General features: G+C 68.5%; 11 protein-coding genes. 5 read left to right on the top strand and 6 right to left on the bottom strand.

Annotated elements, in window-relative coordinates; genetic code table 11:
• Positions 1–5: 5 nt before the first annotated feature.
• Positions 6–1,280 (top strand): MATE family efflux transporter, encoded by a 1,275-nt coding sequence (locus EV646_RS05200; protein ID WP_132144356.1) that lies wholly within the window; start codon positions 6–8, stop codon positions 1,278–1,280.
• Here the strand turns inward: EV646_RS05200 and EV646_RS05195 are convergent.
• The 3 genes from EV646_RS05195 to EV646_RS05185 all read right to left on the bottom strand — a co-directional run bounded on the left by EV646_RS05195 (position 1,267) and on the right by EV646_RS05185 (position 6,704).
• Positions 1,267–2,763 carry a fibronectin type III domain-containing protein gene (locus tag EV646_RS05195; RefSeq protein ID WP_132144354.1) on the bottom strand — a complete coding sequence of 499 codons (1,497 nt, stop codon included), beginning with the start codon at positions 2,761–2,763 and terminating at the stop codon, positions 1,267–1,269. The two genes, EV646_RS05200 and EV646_RS05195, sit on opposite strands and share 14 nt — an antisense overlap.
• 47 nt (positions 2,764–2,810) lie before the next feature.
• A complete protein-coding gene (locus EV646_RS05190) occupies positions 2,811–4,334 on the bottom strand; it encodes a WD40 repeat domain-containing protein (protein ID WP_132144352.1) in 1,524 nt (507 codons plus the stop codon).
• 159 nt (positions 4,335–4,493) lie between these two features.
• Positions 4,494–6,704, bottom strand: a complete 2,211-nt coding sequence (locus EV646_RS05185; protein ID WP_132144350.1) for a LamG-like jellyroll fold domain-containing protein — start codon at positions 6,702–6,704, stop codon at positions 4,494–4,496.
• Positions 6,705–6,937: 233 nt separating this feature from the next.
• Between EV646_RS05185 and EV646_RS05180 the strand changes: the two genes are divergently transcribed.
• Entirely contained in the window at positions 6,938–8,563 is a 1,626-nt protein-coding gene (locus EV646_RS05180) for a Wzz/FepE/Etk N-terminal domain-containing protein (protein ID WP_132144348.1), read from the top strand.
• 4 nt (positions 8,564–8,567) lie between these two features.
• Complete coding sequence (locus EV646_RS05175; RefSeq protein ID WP_132144346.1) at positions 8,568–9,836, top strand: O-antigen ligase family protein; 1,269 nt, start codon at positions 8,568–8,570, stop codon at positions 9,834–9,836.
• Here the strand turns inward: EV646_RS05175 and EV646_RS05170 are convergent.
• Positions 9,826–11,361 carry a right-handed parallel beta-helix repeat-containing protein gene (locus EV646_RS05170; protein WP_132144344.1) on the bottom strand — a complete coding sequence of 512 codons (1,536 nt, stop codon included), beginning with the start codon at positions 11,359–11,361 and terminating at the stop codon, positions 9,826–9,828. The genes EV646_RS05175 and EV646_RS05170 overlap by 11 nt on opposite strands.
• A gap of 625 nt (positions 11,362–11,986) precedes the next feature.
• A complete protein-coding gene (uxaC, locus tag EV646_RS05165; RefSeq protein ID WP_132144342.1) occupies positions 11,987–13,393 on the bottom strand; it encodes a glucuronate isomerase in 1,407 nt (468 codons plus the stop codon).
• 182 nt (positions 13,394–13,575) lie between these two features.
• Between uxaC and EV646_RS05160 the strand changes: the two genes are divergently transcribed.
• Positions 13,576–14,601, top strand: a complete 1,026-nt coding sequence (locus EV646_RS05160; RefSeq protein WP_132144340.1) for a LacI family DNA-binding transcriptional regulator — start codon at positions 13,576–13,578, stop codon at positions 14,599–14,601.
• A gap of 33 nt (positions 14,602–14,634) precedes the next feature.
• On the top strand, positions 14,635–16,017 hold the full coding sequence (locus EV646_RS05155) for a mannitol dehydrogenase family protein (RefSeq protein WP_132144338.1): 1,383 nt from the start codon (positions 14,635–14,637) through the stop codon (positions 16,015–16,017).
• Here EV646_RS05155 and EV646_RS05150 read toward each other — a convergent pair.
• A complete protein-coding gene (locus tag EV646_RS05150; RefSeq protein ID WP_132144336.1) occupies positions 16,004–17,581 on the bottom strand; it encodes a right-handed parallel beta-helix repeat-containing protein in 1,578 nt (525 codons plus the stop codon). The two genes, EV646_RS05155 and EV646_RS05150, sit on opposite strands and share 14 nt — an antisense overlap.
• Positions 17,582–17,672: the final 91 nt, after the last annotated feature.

Genomic DNA, 17,672 nt, shown 5'->3' with positions numbered 1-17,672 from the left:
CTGTCGTGAAGTTCCCCCGGCGGCCGAAGCTCCGGCGATTGGCCGGACCGGCCGGCCGGGCGGGCTGGGGGCTGGCCGATCAGGCGCTGTCCAGCCTTAGCAACCTCGCCGTCGGCGTGGTCGTCGCACGCTCCAGCACGGTTGCCGACTTCGGTGTGTACGCCCTCGCGTTCGGCGGCTACACGATCGCGCTCAACATCTCCCGAGCCGTAGCCACCGAGCCGCTCGCCGTACGCCACTCCGGTCCACGCTCAGCCGCCTGGGAGCGAGCCGTCCGAGCCAGTACGGCGACCGCGCTGCTGGCCGGGTTCGTCGGTCTCATCGTCGGCCTGGTGATCGCGGCGTTCCCGGGCGTGCCATCGAGGGGCGTGCTGATCGCGTTCGCGGTGACGATGCCGGGTCTGTTGCTGCAGGACGCGTGGCGGTGGGCGTTCTTCGTCGTCGGTGAAGGGCGTCGAGCCTTTGTGAACGACTTGATCTGGTTGCTGGCAATGCTCGCGATCTTCGGCGGGTTGTATCTCACCGGCTCGGCGTCCGCGGTCACGCTGACCTTTGGGTGGGGGCTTGGCGCGGTCATCGCGGCCATGGGCGGGCGATTCCAGGCGGGCGTCTCGCCGCGTCGGCAGCTGATTCGCGAATGGTTGAAGACCCATCGGGATCTCAGTCCGAAGTACGTGGGGGAGATGCTCGCGGTCTCCGGCACGATCCAGGTCTACATGCTCGGCATCACGGCCGCCGCCGGTCTCGCGGCGACCGCCGGCATCCGGGGCGCGCAGGTCCTGCTCGGCCCGGTGAACGTGCTCAACCAGGGCATCCGGATGATCTCGGTCCCGGAGGCAGCCCGGGCCTTGAAGCACTCCTACCGGCGGCTGTGGCTCGTCGGCCTGGCGATCTCGTTCGGGGTCGGCGCGGGCGCGCTGGCTTGGGGAGCGGTCTTCCTGCTGCTGCCGTCAGTCGTCGGTCGCGAGCTGCTCGGCCCGGGCGTCTGGACGCCGGCGCACAGCGTCCTGATCCCGGTCATCCTGCTGCAGGCCTTCGGCGCCTCCAACGCCGGCGCCTTCGCCATCATGAGAGCCCTCACCGCCGCTACCCGGGGCCTCCGGACCCGCCTGATCTCGTCGGTCATCCTGATCACCTGCGGCATCGGCGGCGCCGCCCTCTGGGGCCCTCGTGGCGCCGCGTGGGGCCTGGCCGGCGCCTCGTTCTGCACCTTGCTGCTGTGGTGGAACGAGGCGACCCGAGCCATCGCGGCCCATCGCCGTACGGTCAGCGAACAGTGACGCTGGAGTAGCCGCCGCGGACGGTGTTGTGGCCGTCGTACACCTCGATGCGGTACGACTGCGTCGTACCGGACGGGGCGTTGGTGTCGGTGAGGGTGACGTTCGGGCGGCTCCAGAAGGTGGAGTTCGCCGTGGTGGTGGCGACGACCGTGTTGGTCGAGCCGCGGAGCAGGCGGTAGGTCAGCTTGATGTCGTCCTTGTCGAGTGACGTCTGCACGGTCGCCTTCACCTGGCGTGCCGTCGTACTGGCCAAGGTCGGCAGCGCCGGGCCGAGTGGTGCGGCGCCCGAGCCGAGGTTGGTGAACCGGGCCAGGCCCTGCTGACCGACGCCGTTGACCGTGGTGAAGTCGCCGCCGACCCACAGGTCGGTGCCACCGGTCGCCGACACGAGCGGCCCGACTTCGGTGGGCGGTCCCGCGTTGGTGTTCGGGAACCACGGACCGAGGGACCCGTTGGCCGGGTTCTGCAGCAGCAGGAAGTGCCCGCCGGTACCGTCCGGGAACGCGCCCGGGCAGCTGTGTGCATGCGAGCCCTTGAACAGCCAGCCGTTCACGTAGGTGATCGCCTCGGTCGCGCCCAGGCAGGTGTTCTTCCACACCAGGTTGCCGGTGGCAACGTCCGCCGCCCAGGTCCCGTCGAAGCACCCGCGGCCGTCCCCGGCGTTGGAGAAGTACACCCGCGTCCCGGCGGTCTCGATGTCCTTGACCCGCGAGGTGCAGCCGCTGGCCGGCGTCGGTATGGCGGACGCCGCGCTGAACGGCAGCAACGCGCCGGTCGAGTTGTTGACGCTGGCAACGGCCCAGCGGCTGACTCCGCCGATCTTGGCGAAGGTTCCGCCGAGGTAGACCTTCGAGTTGTCGTCGGCCGCGTCGATCGCGTACACATCCGCGTCGGCGTTCGGGTTCCAGGCCCGCAGGCTGCCGTCGGTCGTGCTGATCGCGGCCGCCCGGTTCCGGGTGACGCCGTTGACGAGCCCGAACGAGCCGCCGAAGTACAGGTTGCTGCCGCCGATCGCGAGGGCCTTGACCCGGTACGACACGCTCGGCTTGATGTTGGCGACCAGTGCACCGGTCGCCGTGTCGAACGCGGCGATCCGGTTGCGAACCTGCCCGTCGACGCGGGTGAAGTCACCCCCGATGTACACCCGGGAGCCGTCCGCCGAGGCAACGATCGACCAGACGACACCGTTCAGCGTGTGGTTGAACGTGGTGTCGAGCGCGCCCGTGCTCTGGTTGAACCGGGCCAGATTGGTCCGGACCGTCTGATTCGTGCCGGCCGCCGCACCGGGTGGACGGACCCGCGTGAACCTGCCACCGACGTACGCCTTGCCCTTGGCAACGGCCAGCCCGAGCACGCTCGCATCGGTCTGCCAGACCGGGTTGGCGACCGCGGTCAGCGACGCCCCAGTGCTGGTCGCAGGCGTTGCCGGTACGACGCTCAGCGCCGCACCGGCAGCCGCGATGACTGCAACAACTCTTCGCATGTTCCCCCCTTACAGCCGCCGGACCCCTCCGGCGCCCCAGACTGCAGTTACCTCACCTTAACGCTCACCGCCGGGCCCTTGACGATGCTGCGGCCGTCGTTGACCTCGATGTGGTAGCTGACCGTCTGGCCGCTCTTCACACCTGTGTCGGTCACGGTGTACGTCTTGCGCGGCTCCCAGTAGTACGACGTGTACTTGTAGGACCCGATGTTCGTCGATCCCCGGAAGACGTTGTAGGTCAGGGTCAGGTTGTCCAGGTCGTACGTGTCGGTGAACTTGACCGTCGCCTTGTTGAGCGCCGTACTTGTCACCTTCGGAGCCTTCGGTGCGGCCGGTGCCGCGCCGCCCGGGGCGTTGGTGAAGCGGGTCAGGCCCTGCTGGACCTTGCCGTTGACGTGCAGGAAGTCACCGCCGACCCACAGGTCGGTGCTGGTGCCGGCCATCGCCAGCGGACCGACCTGGGTGGTGCTGTTCGGGTTGGCGTCGGTGTTCGGGAACCACGGCCCGAGGTTGCCGTTGGCCGCGTTCTCGACCAGCAGGTAGTGCGTGCCGGTGTCGTCGCCGAAGGCGCCGCTGTCGCTGCAGTCGTGTGCGTGCGAGCCCTTGTAGACCCAGTTGCCGATCGCCTTGATCGCCTCGGTCGCGCCCAGGCAGTTGTTCTGCCACAGCAGCTTGCCGGTCGTCGCATCGGCGGCCAGGACGCCGTCGTAGCAGCCGTAGCCGTCGCCGCCGTTGGAGACGAACACCTTGTTCCCGAGCGTGTCGATGTCCTTGACCCGGGTGGTGCAGGTCGGGCTCGGCTCCGGGATCGCCGCCGCGGCCGGCATCGAGTACGCCGCACCGGTCGTGGTGTTCACCATCGCGAGCGAGTAGTGGTCCTTGCCGTTGATCTTCTCGAACGGCCCGCCGACGAACACCCGCTGGCCGTTGTCGGACACGTCGACCGCGTACACGTCGTCGTCCGCGTTCGGGTTCCACGCCTGCAGGACACCCTGGCTCACGCTCACCGCGGCGAGCCGGTTGCGGGTTGTGCCGTCGACCCGGCCGAAGGCGCCGCCGACGTACACACTGTTGCCGTAGATGGCCAGTGCCTTGACCCGGGCGCTGAACTTCGGGTCCCAGCCGATCACGATCTTGCCGGTCGCCACGTTGAACATCGCGAGCTTGTGCCGGCTCAGGCCGTTGACGGTGGTGAAGTCACCGCCGATCACCACCCACTTGCCGTCCGGGCTGGTGGCGATGCTGTAGACCGGGCCGTTCAGCTTCGGCGCGAACGACGTCGGTGCACCGGTCTTGCGGTTGAACGCGGCGATGTAGGTGCGGACCGACTCTCCTTGACCGGCCGGCTTGCCGGGCTGCCGGATCCTGGTGAACAGGCCCCCGGCGTAGACGGTGTCGCCCGCGATCGCCAGGGCGTTCACGCTGTTGTTGGTCTGCCACGACGTCTGCCGGACCGACGACACGGCGGACGCGAACCCGGGGCTGGCCGCCTCCGACGGCGGCCCGGACGGGATCAGCGCCGCGGCGACCACAGCCGCGCCGGTGACGATGGCCAGAACTAGCTTCTTCATCAAGGTCCTTCGGACTTTGGGCGGCAGAGTGGTGGATACGTCGCCTTACACGCACCAGCCCCGAAATGTAGCGCGGGTGGGGGTCGCCCGGTAGACGACCCCCACCCGCGTTATGACTTTGTGCTGTAGAAAGCTAACCCTGCGCGGTCAGGAACTATGTCAGGACCTGGCCGCGTAGTGGGCCTGGATCCGGGCCGCGCTGAGTGCGTACGGGTAGACCGCCGCCTCGTCGATGCCCATCCCGGTCTGGGTCGCCGCGCCGCCGGACCAGCCGCTGTTGTTGTCGTACCCGACCTTCCACCAGCCGTAGTACAGCGAGGCCTGGCCGATGCTCGCGCTCCCGGACAGCGCACCGTCGACGTACAGCTTCATCGCGCCGTTGTCGTAGGTGCCGACGACGTGGTGCCACTTGCCGTCGTTCTTGCCGGTCGCGCTGGTGAGAGTGCGCTGGCTGCCGTCGTTGATGCCGAACACGATCGCGCCGGTGCTGCGCATGAACAGCTGCCGGTCGCCACCGTTGGTGCTGCTCCCGGTCTTGTTGTTGCCGAACCCGATGATCCGGCCGCCGCGACCGGTGCCGCTCTGCTTGACCCACGCCTCGACGGTGAACTGCTGCGGGAAGCTGTAACCCTTCTCGCCCGCCATCCGGCCGGTGGTCGTGCTGATCGTCATCGAGGTGTTGCCGGTGATCGCACCGGCGCTGCCCAGCGTCACCCCGGTGAAGGCGCCGTTGTTGCTCTGGCCCGAGCTGTCGACGGACGTCGTCGTACCGGCCGCCTCGCCGAGTCGCCAGTAGGCCTGCGGGCCGTCGGAGTTGACGATCTTGTCGTACGCCGTCGACTTGGTACTGGCGACGGTGATCGCGTCGGAGTAGTTGCCGCGGACCGTCGTGTTGCCGTCGGTCACCTCGACCCGGTAGTTGGTCGACTCACCCGGTGTCACGTCGGTGTCGGTGTAATGGATCCAGGGCTTGTCCCACGGCGTCGACTTGACTGTCCAGGTCGCGATCGTGGTGTTGCTGAAGCCCTTCAGCAGCCGGTAGGTCAGCGTGCTGTCGTCGTTGTCGACCACCGTCGGGAAGTTGATCTGCACGACACCCGGCTCGACGCTGTACGGCGTCAGCTTGGCCGGCTTGGCCGGGGCGGCGCCCGGGGTCGCGTTGGTGAACCGGGTCAGGCCCTGCTGGCCGACGCCGTTCGTCTGGGTGAAGTCGCCGCCGACCCAGAGGTCGTCGCCGCTGGTCGCGAACGCGAGCGGGCCGACCGAGGTGGGCGGTCCGGCGTTGGTGTTCGGGAACCACGGGCCGAGCTTGCCGTCGGCAATGTTCTCGACCAGCAGGTAGCGGTAGTCGAAGCCCTGCGGGAAACCGCCCGCGCCGTTGTTGGCGCAGTCGTGGGCGTGCGAGCCCTTGTAGAGCCAGCCGTTGACGACCTTGAGCGCCTCGGTAGCCCCCAGGCACTGGTTCTTCCACTTCAGTTCGTTGGTCTTGACGTCGACCGCCCAGGTGCCGTCGAAGCAGCCGGTGCCGTCACCGCCGTTGCCGAAGTACACGGTGTCGCCGCTGGTCTCGATCGTCTTGACCCGGGTGGTGCAGGTCGCCGTCGGCGCCGGTACGGCGGACGCGCCGGGGAACGGGAGCACCGCGCCAGTGGTCGGGTCGAGGCTGGTGGCGGTGTTCTGCGCGGTGCCGTTGACCGTACTGAACTGTCCGCCGGCGTACACCTTCGAGCCGTCGTCCGCGACGTTCACTGCATACACGTCGCCATCGGTGGCAGGAGCCCAGGACAGCAGTGCGCCGGTGTCCGCCTTGACGGCCGCCAGCCTCGGCCGGTCGACGTTGTTGACCAGGCCGAACGAGCCGCCGAAGTAGACGGTGTCGCCGTACACCGCGATGGACTTGACCCGGTACGAGACCGAGGGCTTCCAGGTGCTGACGAGCGCGCCGGTGGCGGTGTCGAAGGCGGCGATCCGGTTGCGGGTCACGCCGTCGACCGTGGTGAAGTCACCGCCGATGAAGATCCGCTTGCCGTCCTCGGAGGCGGCTACGGCGTACACCTGGCCGTTGAGGACCGGCTTGAACGAGGTGACCAGGTCACCGGTTTTCGCGTCGAACGCGGCGAGGTAGGCCTGCGCGGTCTCGTTGGTGCCGGCTGCGGCGCCCGGCGGGCGGACGCTGGTGAACCGGCCGCCGACGTACGCCTTGCCGGCCGCGACGGCGATGCCCTGGACGCTCGCATTGGTCTGCCAGGTCGGGCTGTTCAGTGCCGACAGCGAGGCCTCGTTGCTCTGCGCCGACGGCGCGAGGGTGAAAACGAGTGATCCTGCGATGAGGGCGCCCACGACTCCGGTGAGCAGCCACTTCTTCTTCATCGTGCGGTAGTCCCCTCAGGTGGCGCGGTGCGCCGGACTAGGTGCGTTAAGAGACGAAGCTCCCCCGAAGAGGAGATTAGGCCACAGCGGGAGCACGGCTCGCCAGTTCCGTTCCCAATCCGTTGTGCAATCCGTACACCTGTGGACACTGAGGGTGGTGTCCGCCGCGGATGCCTATATCCTGAGTCGCTGGCCGGAGGAACGAGTCGCCGGCGGGTGAGCAGAGGAGTGGCATGGAACCGGGGACCGTGGTCTGGCGGGAGACCGCGCAGTCACTGCTACGGCAGAAGTGGCTGATCATCGGCTGCATCTTGCTCGGCCTCTTCGGCGCCGCCGTCTACGCCCTCGTCCAGACCGAACGGTGGACCGCATCCAGCCAGCTCGTCATCGGCCCGGCCGTGCCGCCGGCCCTGGTCGGCAAGCTCGACACCAGCTCGGACAAGACCGGCCCGCTCGGCATGGACCTGCCGGCCGAGACCCAGGCCCGGGTGATGGCCAGCCCGACGCTGCTGCGCGAGGTCGCCAAGTCGCTCGGCATGCCGACCAACGACGACACCGTGCAGAAGCTCGCCGCGGTGACCCGGGTCAAGGCGGTCACCGACAACGCGTACCTCGTCACCACCGACGGCCCGACCGCTTCAGAGGCCGTACGACGGGCGAACGCGATCGCGACCATCTACTTGGACCAGCGCAACGACGAGGCCAAAGGCCTGCTCACCACGCTCGCGGGCCAGGCGCAGGACCGGTCGAAGACCGCCACTCAGCAGTCGCGCAGCCTGATCAGCCAGATCAACGAGGCGGTCGATCGCGGCGACTCGCAGACCGCGGCCGCGCTGCGCGACCAGCGGGTCGGCCTGGCGACCGAGGCGCGGCAGGCGGCCGACGATGCCGCCGCGATGCGCAAGGCCCTGACCGCCGTCGGTGCCGGAAGCGAGCTGGTCACCCCGGCCACCACCGACACCGCCAGCTCGTCGCCGATGGTTGCCCGCGACATCCTTGTCGGCGGAATCCTCGGCCTGGTGCTCGGGTTCGGTCTGGCCCTGCTTCGGTCGCACTTGACGCCGTACATCCTGACTCGCGATCAGGCGGCGCGGGCGGCGAGCTCGCCGGTCATCACCGCCTCGGAGGGGAACCGCCGCCGGTTCTGGCACCGGACGGCGCCGGAGTTGCCGCAGTACGAGATCACCTCGCTCGGGACCGAGGCGAGCGGTGCGCTGGCGCGGCGGGAGCTCAACCCGCGGGCCTTCGGCTCGGGCGCTCCGGGCACGCTGCTCGTCGTATCCGCCTCACCGACGCCGAACTCGGCCGGTATCGCGCTGGCGATGGCTGAGGCGAACGCCCGCGACGGCCGCGAGACCCTGCTGATCCTTGCCGATGTGGAAGGTACGCCGGTCCTGCCGCACGTGACGGGTCACGAGGGCCTGACCGACCTCGTGAACGAGCCTGCCGCGACCCGGGCGATCCGGGCCCGCAAGCTGTTCCGTCCGGGGACCGTCGCGGACCTGTACGTGCTGCCGCCGGGGCTGAACCACGAGGAGACGGCGACCGCGGTCGGGCCGTCGCTGGTGCCCGGGATCGTGGCGGACCTGCCGCCTGGGTACTCCGTGGTCATCCATGGCCCGGGTGCGGTCGGGCGGATGGGGATCACGCCGCTGGCGGCCGCCGTGGATGCTTCGGTGCTCGTGGTGCAGGTTGGCCATGACAAGGAGATGGACGTCGCCCGGCTCACGGCCGCGCTGCAGTACGCCGGTGCGCCGGTGGTGGGCGTCGTACTGATCGGGGCCTCGCCGCAGGACGAGACGCTGGGCATCCCGCTGAACTTCAAGGCCGCCGAGTCGGCCGCACCACCGATCCGCTGACGCCATGACCGCTTTGGCGCCGCCGGTGCCCGGGACCGTTGAGCAGGAGAGCGAGAAGCCTGCCTGGTTCTGGCTGATGTTGTGGTGCCTGTTCGTGCTCGGCGTCCAGCCTTGGTCGTCGCGGGTCGCCGCGCCGCAGGGGAGCACCGGGTCGACGAACAGCCTGGCGAAGGGCCTGCTGCTGGGGGCGATCTTCCTGGTCGCGATGGCTGCGACCAAGCCGGGCTTCCGGACCCGGGCCACGCCGGCGAGCACGCTGTACCTGCTGTACGTGATGTTCGCGACCGCGACCGCGTTCCTGCTCGCCGAGCCGCTTGGGCCGTTGATGCGGCTGGCCCGGTTCCTGATCGGGTTGTTGCTGATCTTCCTGCTCTGGCGACCGCTGGTGCAGGTTCCGGAGCGGCTGATCCGGGCGCACCTCTGGGCTCATCTGTTGCTTGCGTCAACAGTCGTCGCGAGCCTGGCGTATGCGCCGAGTCAGGCCTGGCGCCCGCTCCGCTCGCTCGGCGCCGGGTACCGGCTTCAGGGTGTCATCATCCCGATGCTGCCGCCGCGCGTGGGTGAGGTCGGGGCGATCCTGCTCGGGCTGGCGCTGATTGGGTTCCTCTGCAGGAAGCTGGCACTGCTGCCGGCCGCCGGGCTGGTCGGGCTGGGCGTCGTACTGATCGCGGCCAGCCGGACCCGGACGTCGGCGGCCGCGATCGCCTTCGGGTTGGTGCTCGCGCTGATCCTGACCCGGAAGACCTGGTTCGGACGGTTCTTCAGTCTTGCTGTACCGGCCTTGATAGGCCTCGCCTTCCTGACGATCGGCTCGCTGCATACGTGGCTGTTGCGCGGCCAAGGGACTCAGCAGATCAGCTCACTGAGCGGCCGGACCACCAGTTGGCACGCGGTGATCGACGAGAAGGTGTCGCTGCAGACGGCGATCATCGGCCACGGCCTCGGCAACAAACGGGTGTTGCTGCGGCGCGGTGAGGGCGACATCGACGTGATGGCGATCGACAACAGCTGGCTCGGCCTCTACTGGGAGACCGGGCTGGCCGCTGTCACGATCGTCGCCATCGCGCTGATCGTCGCGTGGATCGCGGTGCTGCGCGCGCCGACGCCGTACGTGCGAGCGTGTGGTGCGCTGCTCCTCGGGTACGTCACGGCGGCGTCGCTGAACGAGAGCGGTCTGTCCGACCTCAGTTCGATGACGCTGCATCTACTGGTCGCGGCCGCGGTCTGTGATGCCGACCGAATACGACATAGGGCCAAAGCCCTCAGCTCTTGATCGAGTCCTGGTCGAAGCCGGCCTGTTGCCACTGGTTCCAGCTGAGGGTCTTGCCTTTGAAGGCGAACCTGTCCTCGGCGTTGCCGCCTTCGCCGAGCTGGTAGCTGTTCCGGCGGAAGATGACGGCGCCGTCGCGTGTGGGTGATCGCTCGTTCTCGACGACGCCCGTACTCGCGGTCGAGTCGTCCATCACGACCAGGTTGCCCTCGACCACGACGTCGGCCAGCACGTAGAGACCACGCGGACCCTGGCCGCGAGTGCGGGACTGGATCGAGATGCCGTTGCGGTTGTCCTTCACCAGATTGCCCCGGACCTCCACCTGGGACGACGTGTTCACGTTGATGCCGCCGCCGTCCCACAGGCTCCCGCCCGAGTTCCGGCCGGTGCCGAACCCGTTGCTCTCGACAACGTTCTGCTCGATCACCGCCTGGTAGCTGATCTCGTACCGGATCCCGTCCGCCGCGTTGTCCCGGATCCGATTGCCGGCAATCCGACGCCCGTGCTCGGCGATGTCGCTCCACATCCCGACCCCGCGGTTCGCCACGATGTCGTTGCCAGACACCTCACCCGAGGACCGGGTCGACTTGATCCCGCCGGCCTCCCAGTCGGCGATCCAGAACCCGTCGGTGTTGTTCCGGGTGACCAGGTTCTGGGTGATGCGGACGCCTTCCGAGCGGTACTGCCCGATGCCCAGTTGTCCGTTGTCGGCGACCGTGTTCCGGCTGAGCTCGGCTCTGTCGCCCTGGATCACCATGATGCCGACCGCGTGGTTCCAGCGGACCTCGTTCGCTGTCACTTTCCATCCGGGGCCGACTTGGACCGCGCCGGCCTGCGGCTTGCTGGCGAAGTGCTCGATGGTGAGGCCTGTGACGGTGACGTTGTTGGCAGTCTTGTCGATCGCGGTGGTCGTCTTGGACATCTCGACGCTGCTGTGAGTTGGGTCGTCGGCGACGTACACGGCGTTGGCCTGGTAGTCACCGAAGAACGTGCCCGGCTTGAGTTGGTCTCGGCTCATCACCCGGTTCAGATGCTTGCCATCGACAAACACTTGCTCACCTAGGCGGCATGGCTTGGTGTTGTCGTCCTCACACTTCCACTGCGACTTCAGCTCGTACGACGTTGGCAGCACCCCACGCACCACCCAGTGGTCGCCGTCGTGTTGCCATCCGGTCAGCTGTACGGATCCCGTGAGTACGACGCCCTCGCCACCACCCAACGTGTCGCCGTCGCGCGGGTGGATCGGTTTGCTGATCCGGTGTGTTCCTTTGGCGAAGCAGAACGTGGTTCCGGCCGGGTGTGCGTCGATCAGCTTTTGCGGGTCGGCTCCTAACGGGATTGCGACGCCGTGGCAGGGCTTCGCCGTACTGGGTCCGGTCGGGCCGAGGCTTGCCGCGGCGGCGGCCGGGGGAGCGGTCGGCACTGTCACAGTCGGCGCTGCCGGCGACGGTGCGCCTGAGTTTCCACTGCACCCGGCCAGCAACAACAGCAGCGCGGAACCACCTGCCGCGACAGCATGACGCCTCATCCACAGCCCTTCTCCGAAACAGATCCGGAGGAGCCTATCGGCCTCTGAGGGTGACTGGTGCGTGGTGCTGTTTGTTGTTGTGGTGCGGGTTTGTCTCGCGTTTGGACGGAGGTGATTTGCCGCGGGCTCCGCTGCGTGATGGTGCTGGTCGGGGTGGCGGGCGTCAAGGGCGCCTCCTTCGTCGGCGTCGCTGCGCGATCTTCGACCCTTGACTCCCACCACCCCGACCAGGAAGGACGCAGCTATGCGAAGCCCGCGGGGAGCTGTAGCCCGGGGCCGGGGTGGATGGTTTTAGCTCCGGGTGGTTGGTGTGCTGGCGGGGTTGGGGTGGGGTCGCCTGGGGTTGGGACAGGTGCTGGTGGGCTGACACAAGTACTGGTGGGCGGACACAGGAAATAACCTGTGTCGGGTCCCGGCTTCTTGTGCCAGGCCCGGCCGATCCCGGCATCCGGACGAATCCGGCCACATCCCGGGCAACCGGCGGATTCGCCGGCTCGATAGCGGGTTGTTTCACCGATAGCGGCAAGTAAGCCGCCAACCATCACATAACCCGCTATCGAGTCCAGCCAGCAGCCCGACACCGCCGCGGGAGCTGGGTCGGGTTGTGTTGCTGCAGGGGGCGGGGTCAGGTGAGGTAGGTGTTGCGGGCTTGGGTGTGGGCTAGGGCTTGGGCTACTTCGAAGGCGTCGTCTTCGTCCAGGCGGTGCTGGACTACGAGGTTGGCCAGGTAGCCGGCGTCGATTCGGCGGGCGAGGTCGTGGCGGGCGGGGATGGAGAGGTAGGCGCGGGTGTCGTCGACGAAGCCGGAGGTGTTGTAGAAGCCGGCGGTTTCGGTGACGAGTTCGCGGAAGCGGCGCATGCCGTCCGGGCTGTCGAGGAACCACCACGGCGCGCCGAGCCGGACCGCGGAGTAGACGCCGGCCAGCGGCGCGAGCTCGCGCGAGTACACCGTCTCGTCGACCGTGAACAACACCAGCCGGAAGCCGCCAGCATGCCCGAACCGCTCGAGCAGCGGCTGCAGCGAGCGGGTGAACTCGGCCGCCACCGGGATGTCGTGCCCCTTGTCCGGCCCGTACGTCGCGTGGATCGCGGGGTCGTGATCCCGCAGTACGCCGGGATGCAACTGCATCACCAGCCCGTCCTCGGACGACATCACCGCCGACTGGTACAGCATGTGCCCGGCGAAAAGCTCAGCATCCCCCGCCGACACGCCCCCCTTCAGCGCGTCAGCGTAGATCCGCGAAGCCTCCGCATCCGTCAGCGGAATCGCCGCCGCACTCAGATGACCATGGTCGGTCGCCCGCGCACCTGCCTCCACGAACGCCTGGCGACGCTGCCTCAGCGCCTGCAGATAACCGTCGTACGTCGAGGTGTCTACGTCGGCCAGCGCGCCGAGCTGCTGGACGAGCTCAGCCCAGTCCGGCCGATCCAGATGTACGACGGCGTCCGGGCGGAACGTCGGAATCACCCGGCCGGGCAGATCCGCCGCCACCTTCGCATGCTGTGCCAGGTCGTCGGTCGCCGCGTCGGTGGTTGAGATGAGCTCGATGTTGAACCGATCGAGGAGCGCCCGCGGCCGGAAGTCGGGCTCGGCGATCCGGGCCGAGATCTGGTCGTACAGCTCGTCCGCGGTCTCGGCCGACGGGTGCGTGGTGACGCCGAGCACCTCGGCGAACTCGTGCTCGAGCCAGTAGCGCGAGGGGGTCGCGCGGAAGAGGTGCCAGTTCGCGCAGAACTCGCGCCAGATCTCGCGCGGGTCGGCACCGGGCTTGCCGTCGCGGCGGGGGAGGCCGAGGCGCTCGGGGGAGATGCCCTGGGAGATCAGCATCCGGGTGACGTAGTGGTCCGGGATCACCAGCAGCTCGGCCGGGTTGCCGAACGGGGCGTCGGTCGCGAACAGCGAGATGTCGACGTGCCCGTGCAGGCAGAGCAGCGGCAGGTCCTTGGTGGACGCGTGGATCCGCCGGGCGACGTCACGCGCCTCGCCGGCGGGCAGGGCACGGTCCGGATGCGGCTGCAGGGCCTTCGGCATGAGTCCTCCGGGATAGGGTCGGATGCAACAAGTTCTGAAAAGGATTGCAGTCGGTCGCGGAGCACACAACCCCTTGTCCACAAGGCGATCACGACAGGGCGCCGTCGTCTGTGGACAAGACCTTGACATCCGACTGCAATCGATTGCAGACTCAAGGGCGCTGACCGATCGGAGGTGGACCGATGCCCGCGACGATCCGTGACGTCGCGCGACTGGCGGGCGTGTCGCCGTCCACCGTCTCCCGGGCGCTGTCGATGCCGGAGATGGTCAACGCGGCCACGCGGGCCCGGGTCGCGGCCGCCGTCGAGCAGCTCGGCTACCAGCCGAACCGCGCCGCCCGCGGACTGATCACCGGCCGGACCGGCAACATCGGCCTGGTCGTGCCCGATCTCGCCAACCCGTTCTTCGCCGGCGTCGCCAAGGGCGTCCAGGCTCGTGCCCGCCGGTACGACGTGGCGGTCTTCGTCGCGGACACCGACGAGGACGCAAGTGCAGAGGTCGGCCTGGTACGCGCCTTGTCCAAGCAAGTCGACGGATTGATCCTCTGCTCGCCCCGGGCGAGTGACAGCGATTTGTCCGCGATCGCCCAGGACACAAACGTCGTACTGGTGAACCGCACGGCCGAAGGCGTTCCCGGAGTCACCTACGACAACGAAGAGGGAATGCAACAGGCGGTCGCGCATCTGGTGGCGCTCGGCCATCGCCGGATCGGCTGGGTCGGCGGGCCAGTCACCTCGTGGTCGACGCAGCACCGCAGTATCGGCCTCAGCAACGCTCTCCACGATCACGGCGCCGAGCTGGCCCGGGTCGGCAGTTTCGCGCCGACCTACGAGGGTGGCATGGCAGCGGCGGACCAGGCCGTCGCGACCGGCGCCACCGCGGTGGTCACCTACAACGACCTGGTCGCGATCGGCCTGCTGGCCAGGCTGCACGCACGGGGGATCTCAGTGCCCGGCGACATCAGCGTCGTCGGCGTCGACGACATCGCCATGTCCCGGATGGCCAGACCCGCTCTGACCACAGTCCGGCTGCCGAAGCAGGAGGCCGGCCGGATCGCGGTGGAGCTGCTGCTCGCCGTCCTCGACGACCCGGAGGCCGACACTGCCACCGGCGGCACGCTGCACGGCGAGCTGATCGTCCGCGACTCCACGGGTCCCGCACCACGCCCTCACGACCGTCCGAATGAAAGAGCACGACCGTCCGAATGAAAGAGCACGACCGTCCGAACGAAAGAGATCAACTTGACCAGGCTGAGTCTCACCCATCTCCCCGTCGCCCCCGCCGTCGATCCGCGCCAGCTGTCGGTCGGCGTCGTACACCTCGGGCTTGGCGCGTTCCACCGCGCACATCAAGCCGTCGTCACCGAGCGGGCGGCAGTGGCGAGCGGTGACACGCGGTGGGGGATCACCGGAGTGAGCCAGCGTTCGGCAACGGTCCGCGACCAGCTCGCGCCCCAAGACGGCCTGTACGGCGTTCTCGAGCGCGGACTAGGGGATCCGTCCATCCAGGTGATCGGGAGCATCCGCGAAGTACTCACGGCACCCGAAGACCCGGAGGCGGTCGTCGCGCGGATCGCGGATCCGGGGGTGTCCGTGGTGACCCTGACGGTGACGGAGAAGGGCTACCGTGCCACCGGCGCCGGGCTTGATCTGAACGACCCGGAGATCCAGGCCGACCTGACCGGCCGGCCGCCGCGGACGGTGGTCGGTCAGCTCGCGGCGGGTCTCGCCCGCCGGGTCGAGCCGCTGACGATCGTGTCCTGCGACAACCTGGTTGCCAACGGCCCCTTCCTGCGCAAGCTGGTGGCGGAGTACTTCGATGCCCTGGGCAAGGTGCCGGACGTCTTCGAGGCGACTCGGTTCCCGGCCAGCATGGTGGACCGGATCGTTCCGGCGACGACCGATGCGGACCGCGACGAGGCCGCTCGGCTGCTCGGCGTCCGGGACGAGGCCGTCGTGGTCGCGGAACCGTTCCTGCAGTGGGTGATCGAGGACGACTTCGCCGGCGACCGCCCGGCGTGGGAACTCGGCGGCGCCGTCCTCACCCACGACGTCGCGCCGTGGGAGCAGGCCAAGCTGCGGATGCTCAACGCCACTCACTCGATGCTCGCCTACCTGGGTGCGCTCCGCGGCTACGAGACCATCGCCGAGGCAGTGCGCGACGACGAGCTCGCCACGCTGGCACGCCGGCTGATGACGGAGGACGTCGTACCGACCCTGACGCCACCCGACGGGCTGGACCTTCAGGAGTACGGCGCGACCGTCCTGGAGCGCTTCGCCAATCCGGCCCTCAAGCACCGTACGACGCAGGTGGCGATGGACGGCTCGGTCAAGCTGCCGGTCCGCATGCTCGGCACAGTCCGCGACCGTCTGGCCGCCGGTGCGGAACCTCAGGTCATCTCCTTGGCCGTAGCCGCCTGGATGACCTACGTTCGCAGGACCGACCCCCTCGACGACCCGCAGGCGGACCGTCTGAAGACCGCCGTCGCAGGAGCTTCGACACCCGCCGCCGTGGTCGACGCCCTCCTCTCGGTGGACTCGATCTTCACGCCGGACCTGCGCGACTCGACGGTGTTCCGCGAGTTGCTGGTCGCGCAGGTCGGCGAGTTGCTCAGCCGGTCCTGAAGCTGCTGTTCGTGTCCTGGCCGGTGGAGCGCCACTGGCGGGCCGTGTACCACTGACCGGTCTTCTGGAACCGGTTGGTGGTCAGGCTGTCGAGGATGTAGGTGTTGCCGTTCAAGGTGACCTCGCCGGCCGGGATGACGGCGCCGGAGTTCTGCACCATGCCGGTCGCGCTGGTGCCGCCCTTCATGGTCACCTGGTTGCTGGAGACAACGATGTCGCGGAGCACGTTCTTGCCCCAGGGGCCGGAGCCGCGGGTGCGGGACTGGATCGAGATGCCGTTCACGTTGTTCGCGACCACGTTGTTCCGGACCTGCACGTTCGACGACGTGTTGACGTTGATGCCGCCGCCGTCCCACAGCGACGTACCGGAGCCGCGGCCGGTGCCGAGACCGTTGCCGGTGATCACGTTGTTCTCGATCACGCCGTTGCGCCCGATCTCGTACCGGATCCCGTCCGCCGCATTGTCGACGATCTGATTGTCGCTGAACGTCCGCCCGTCGTCGTACGCGTCGCTCCACAGGCCGACGCCGCGGTTGTCCTTGATCAGGTTGCCGCTGACCGAGCCGCCGTTGGACCAGGTGGTCTTGATCCCGCCGGACTCCCAGTCCGCGATCCAGAACCCGTCGGTGTTGTTGTTGCTCACCTGGTTGCCGCTGATCGTTCCGTTCAGCGTGCTGTACTGCCCGACGCCGAGCTGGCCGTTGTACTGGATCAGGTTCTTCTCCAGTACGGCGCCGTCCGCGTTGACCAGCATCGCCCCGACCGCATGGTTCCAGCGGATGTCGTTGGCGGACACCTTCCAGTTCAGCCCGAGGACGACCGCACCGCCCTGCGGCGGGGTGGCGAAGTGCTCGACCGTGAGCCCGCGCACGGTGACGCCGGTCGCGGACGACCGGATCGCGACATCCGTCTTCGACATCTCCACCGACTTGCCGGCCGGGTTGTCGCCGAGGTAGACGGCGTTCGCGCCGTAGTCGGCGTAGAAGGTGCCCGGAGCAACCTTGTCGCGGGCGGCGACCCGGGTCAGATGCTTGCCGTCGACAAACACCTGCTCACGCAGATAGCAGATGTCCGCGACGTTGTCCTCGCACTGCCCGCTCCGCCCGTACGCGGCCGGCAGCACACCCGTGGTCACCCACGCGCCGTCGGACGCGGTCCACTTCGTCAGCGGCACCGATCCGGTCAGTACGGCGTCCTGATCGCTGGCCAGCACCTGGTCCGCCTTGGGGTGGATGGTGCGGGTGATCCGGTGCAGGCCGGCCGTGAAGCAGAACGTCGTACCGTTCGGGTAGGCGTCGACGATGTCGGCGGCCTCCTGGCCCGGCTTGATCGCGACGCCGGTGCACGCCGGGGCGAGGGACGGGCCGGCGGTGAAAGTCCCAGGCTGGGGCGTCGTCGTCGGCGTAGCGGTCGGACGTGGTGTGGCCGGCGAGTCGAGCGGAAGGATGCCGGGCAGGATGTCATCGGGGTCGTCGGCGGGCGACCCGTTGGCCGTGCTGGTCAGCACGGCGACGGCGATGGTGCCTGCCGCAACGATCGCGACGAGTGTGCTGGGCGTCTTCATTGCCTTCACTGCGGAGCCTCCAGGAGGGCACAAGTACTGACCTGGCGCACCCCCCAAGGCGCGGCGTTCGGCAGCAGACTACTACGTCAGG

The organism is Kribbella antiqua (genome assembly GCF_004345665.1).
Taxonomy (GTDB): domain Bacteria; phylum Actinomycetota; class Actinomycetes; order Propionibacteriales; family Kribbellaceae; genus Kribbella; species Kribbella antiqua.
This window is presented reverse-complemented; position numbering and strand designations above follow the sequence as displayed.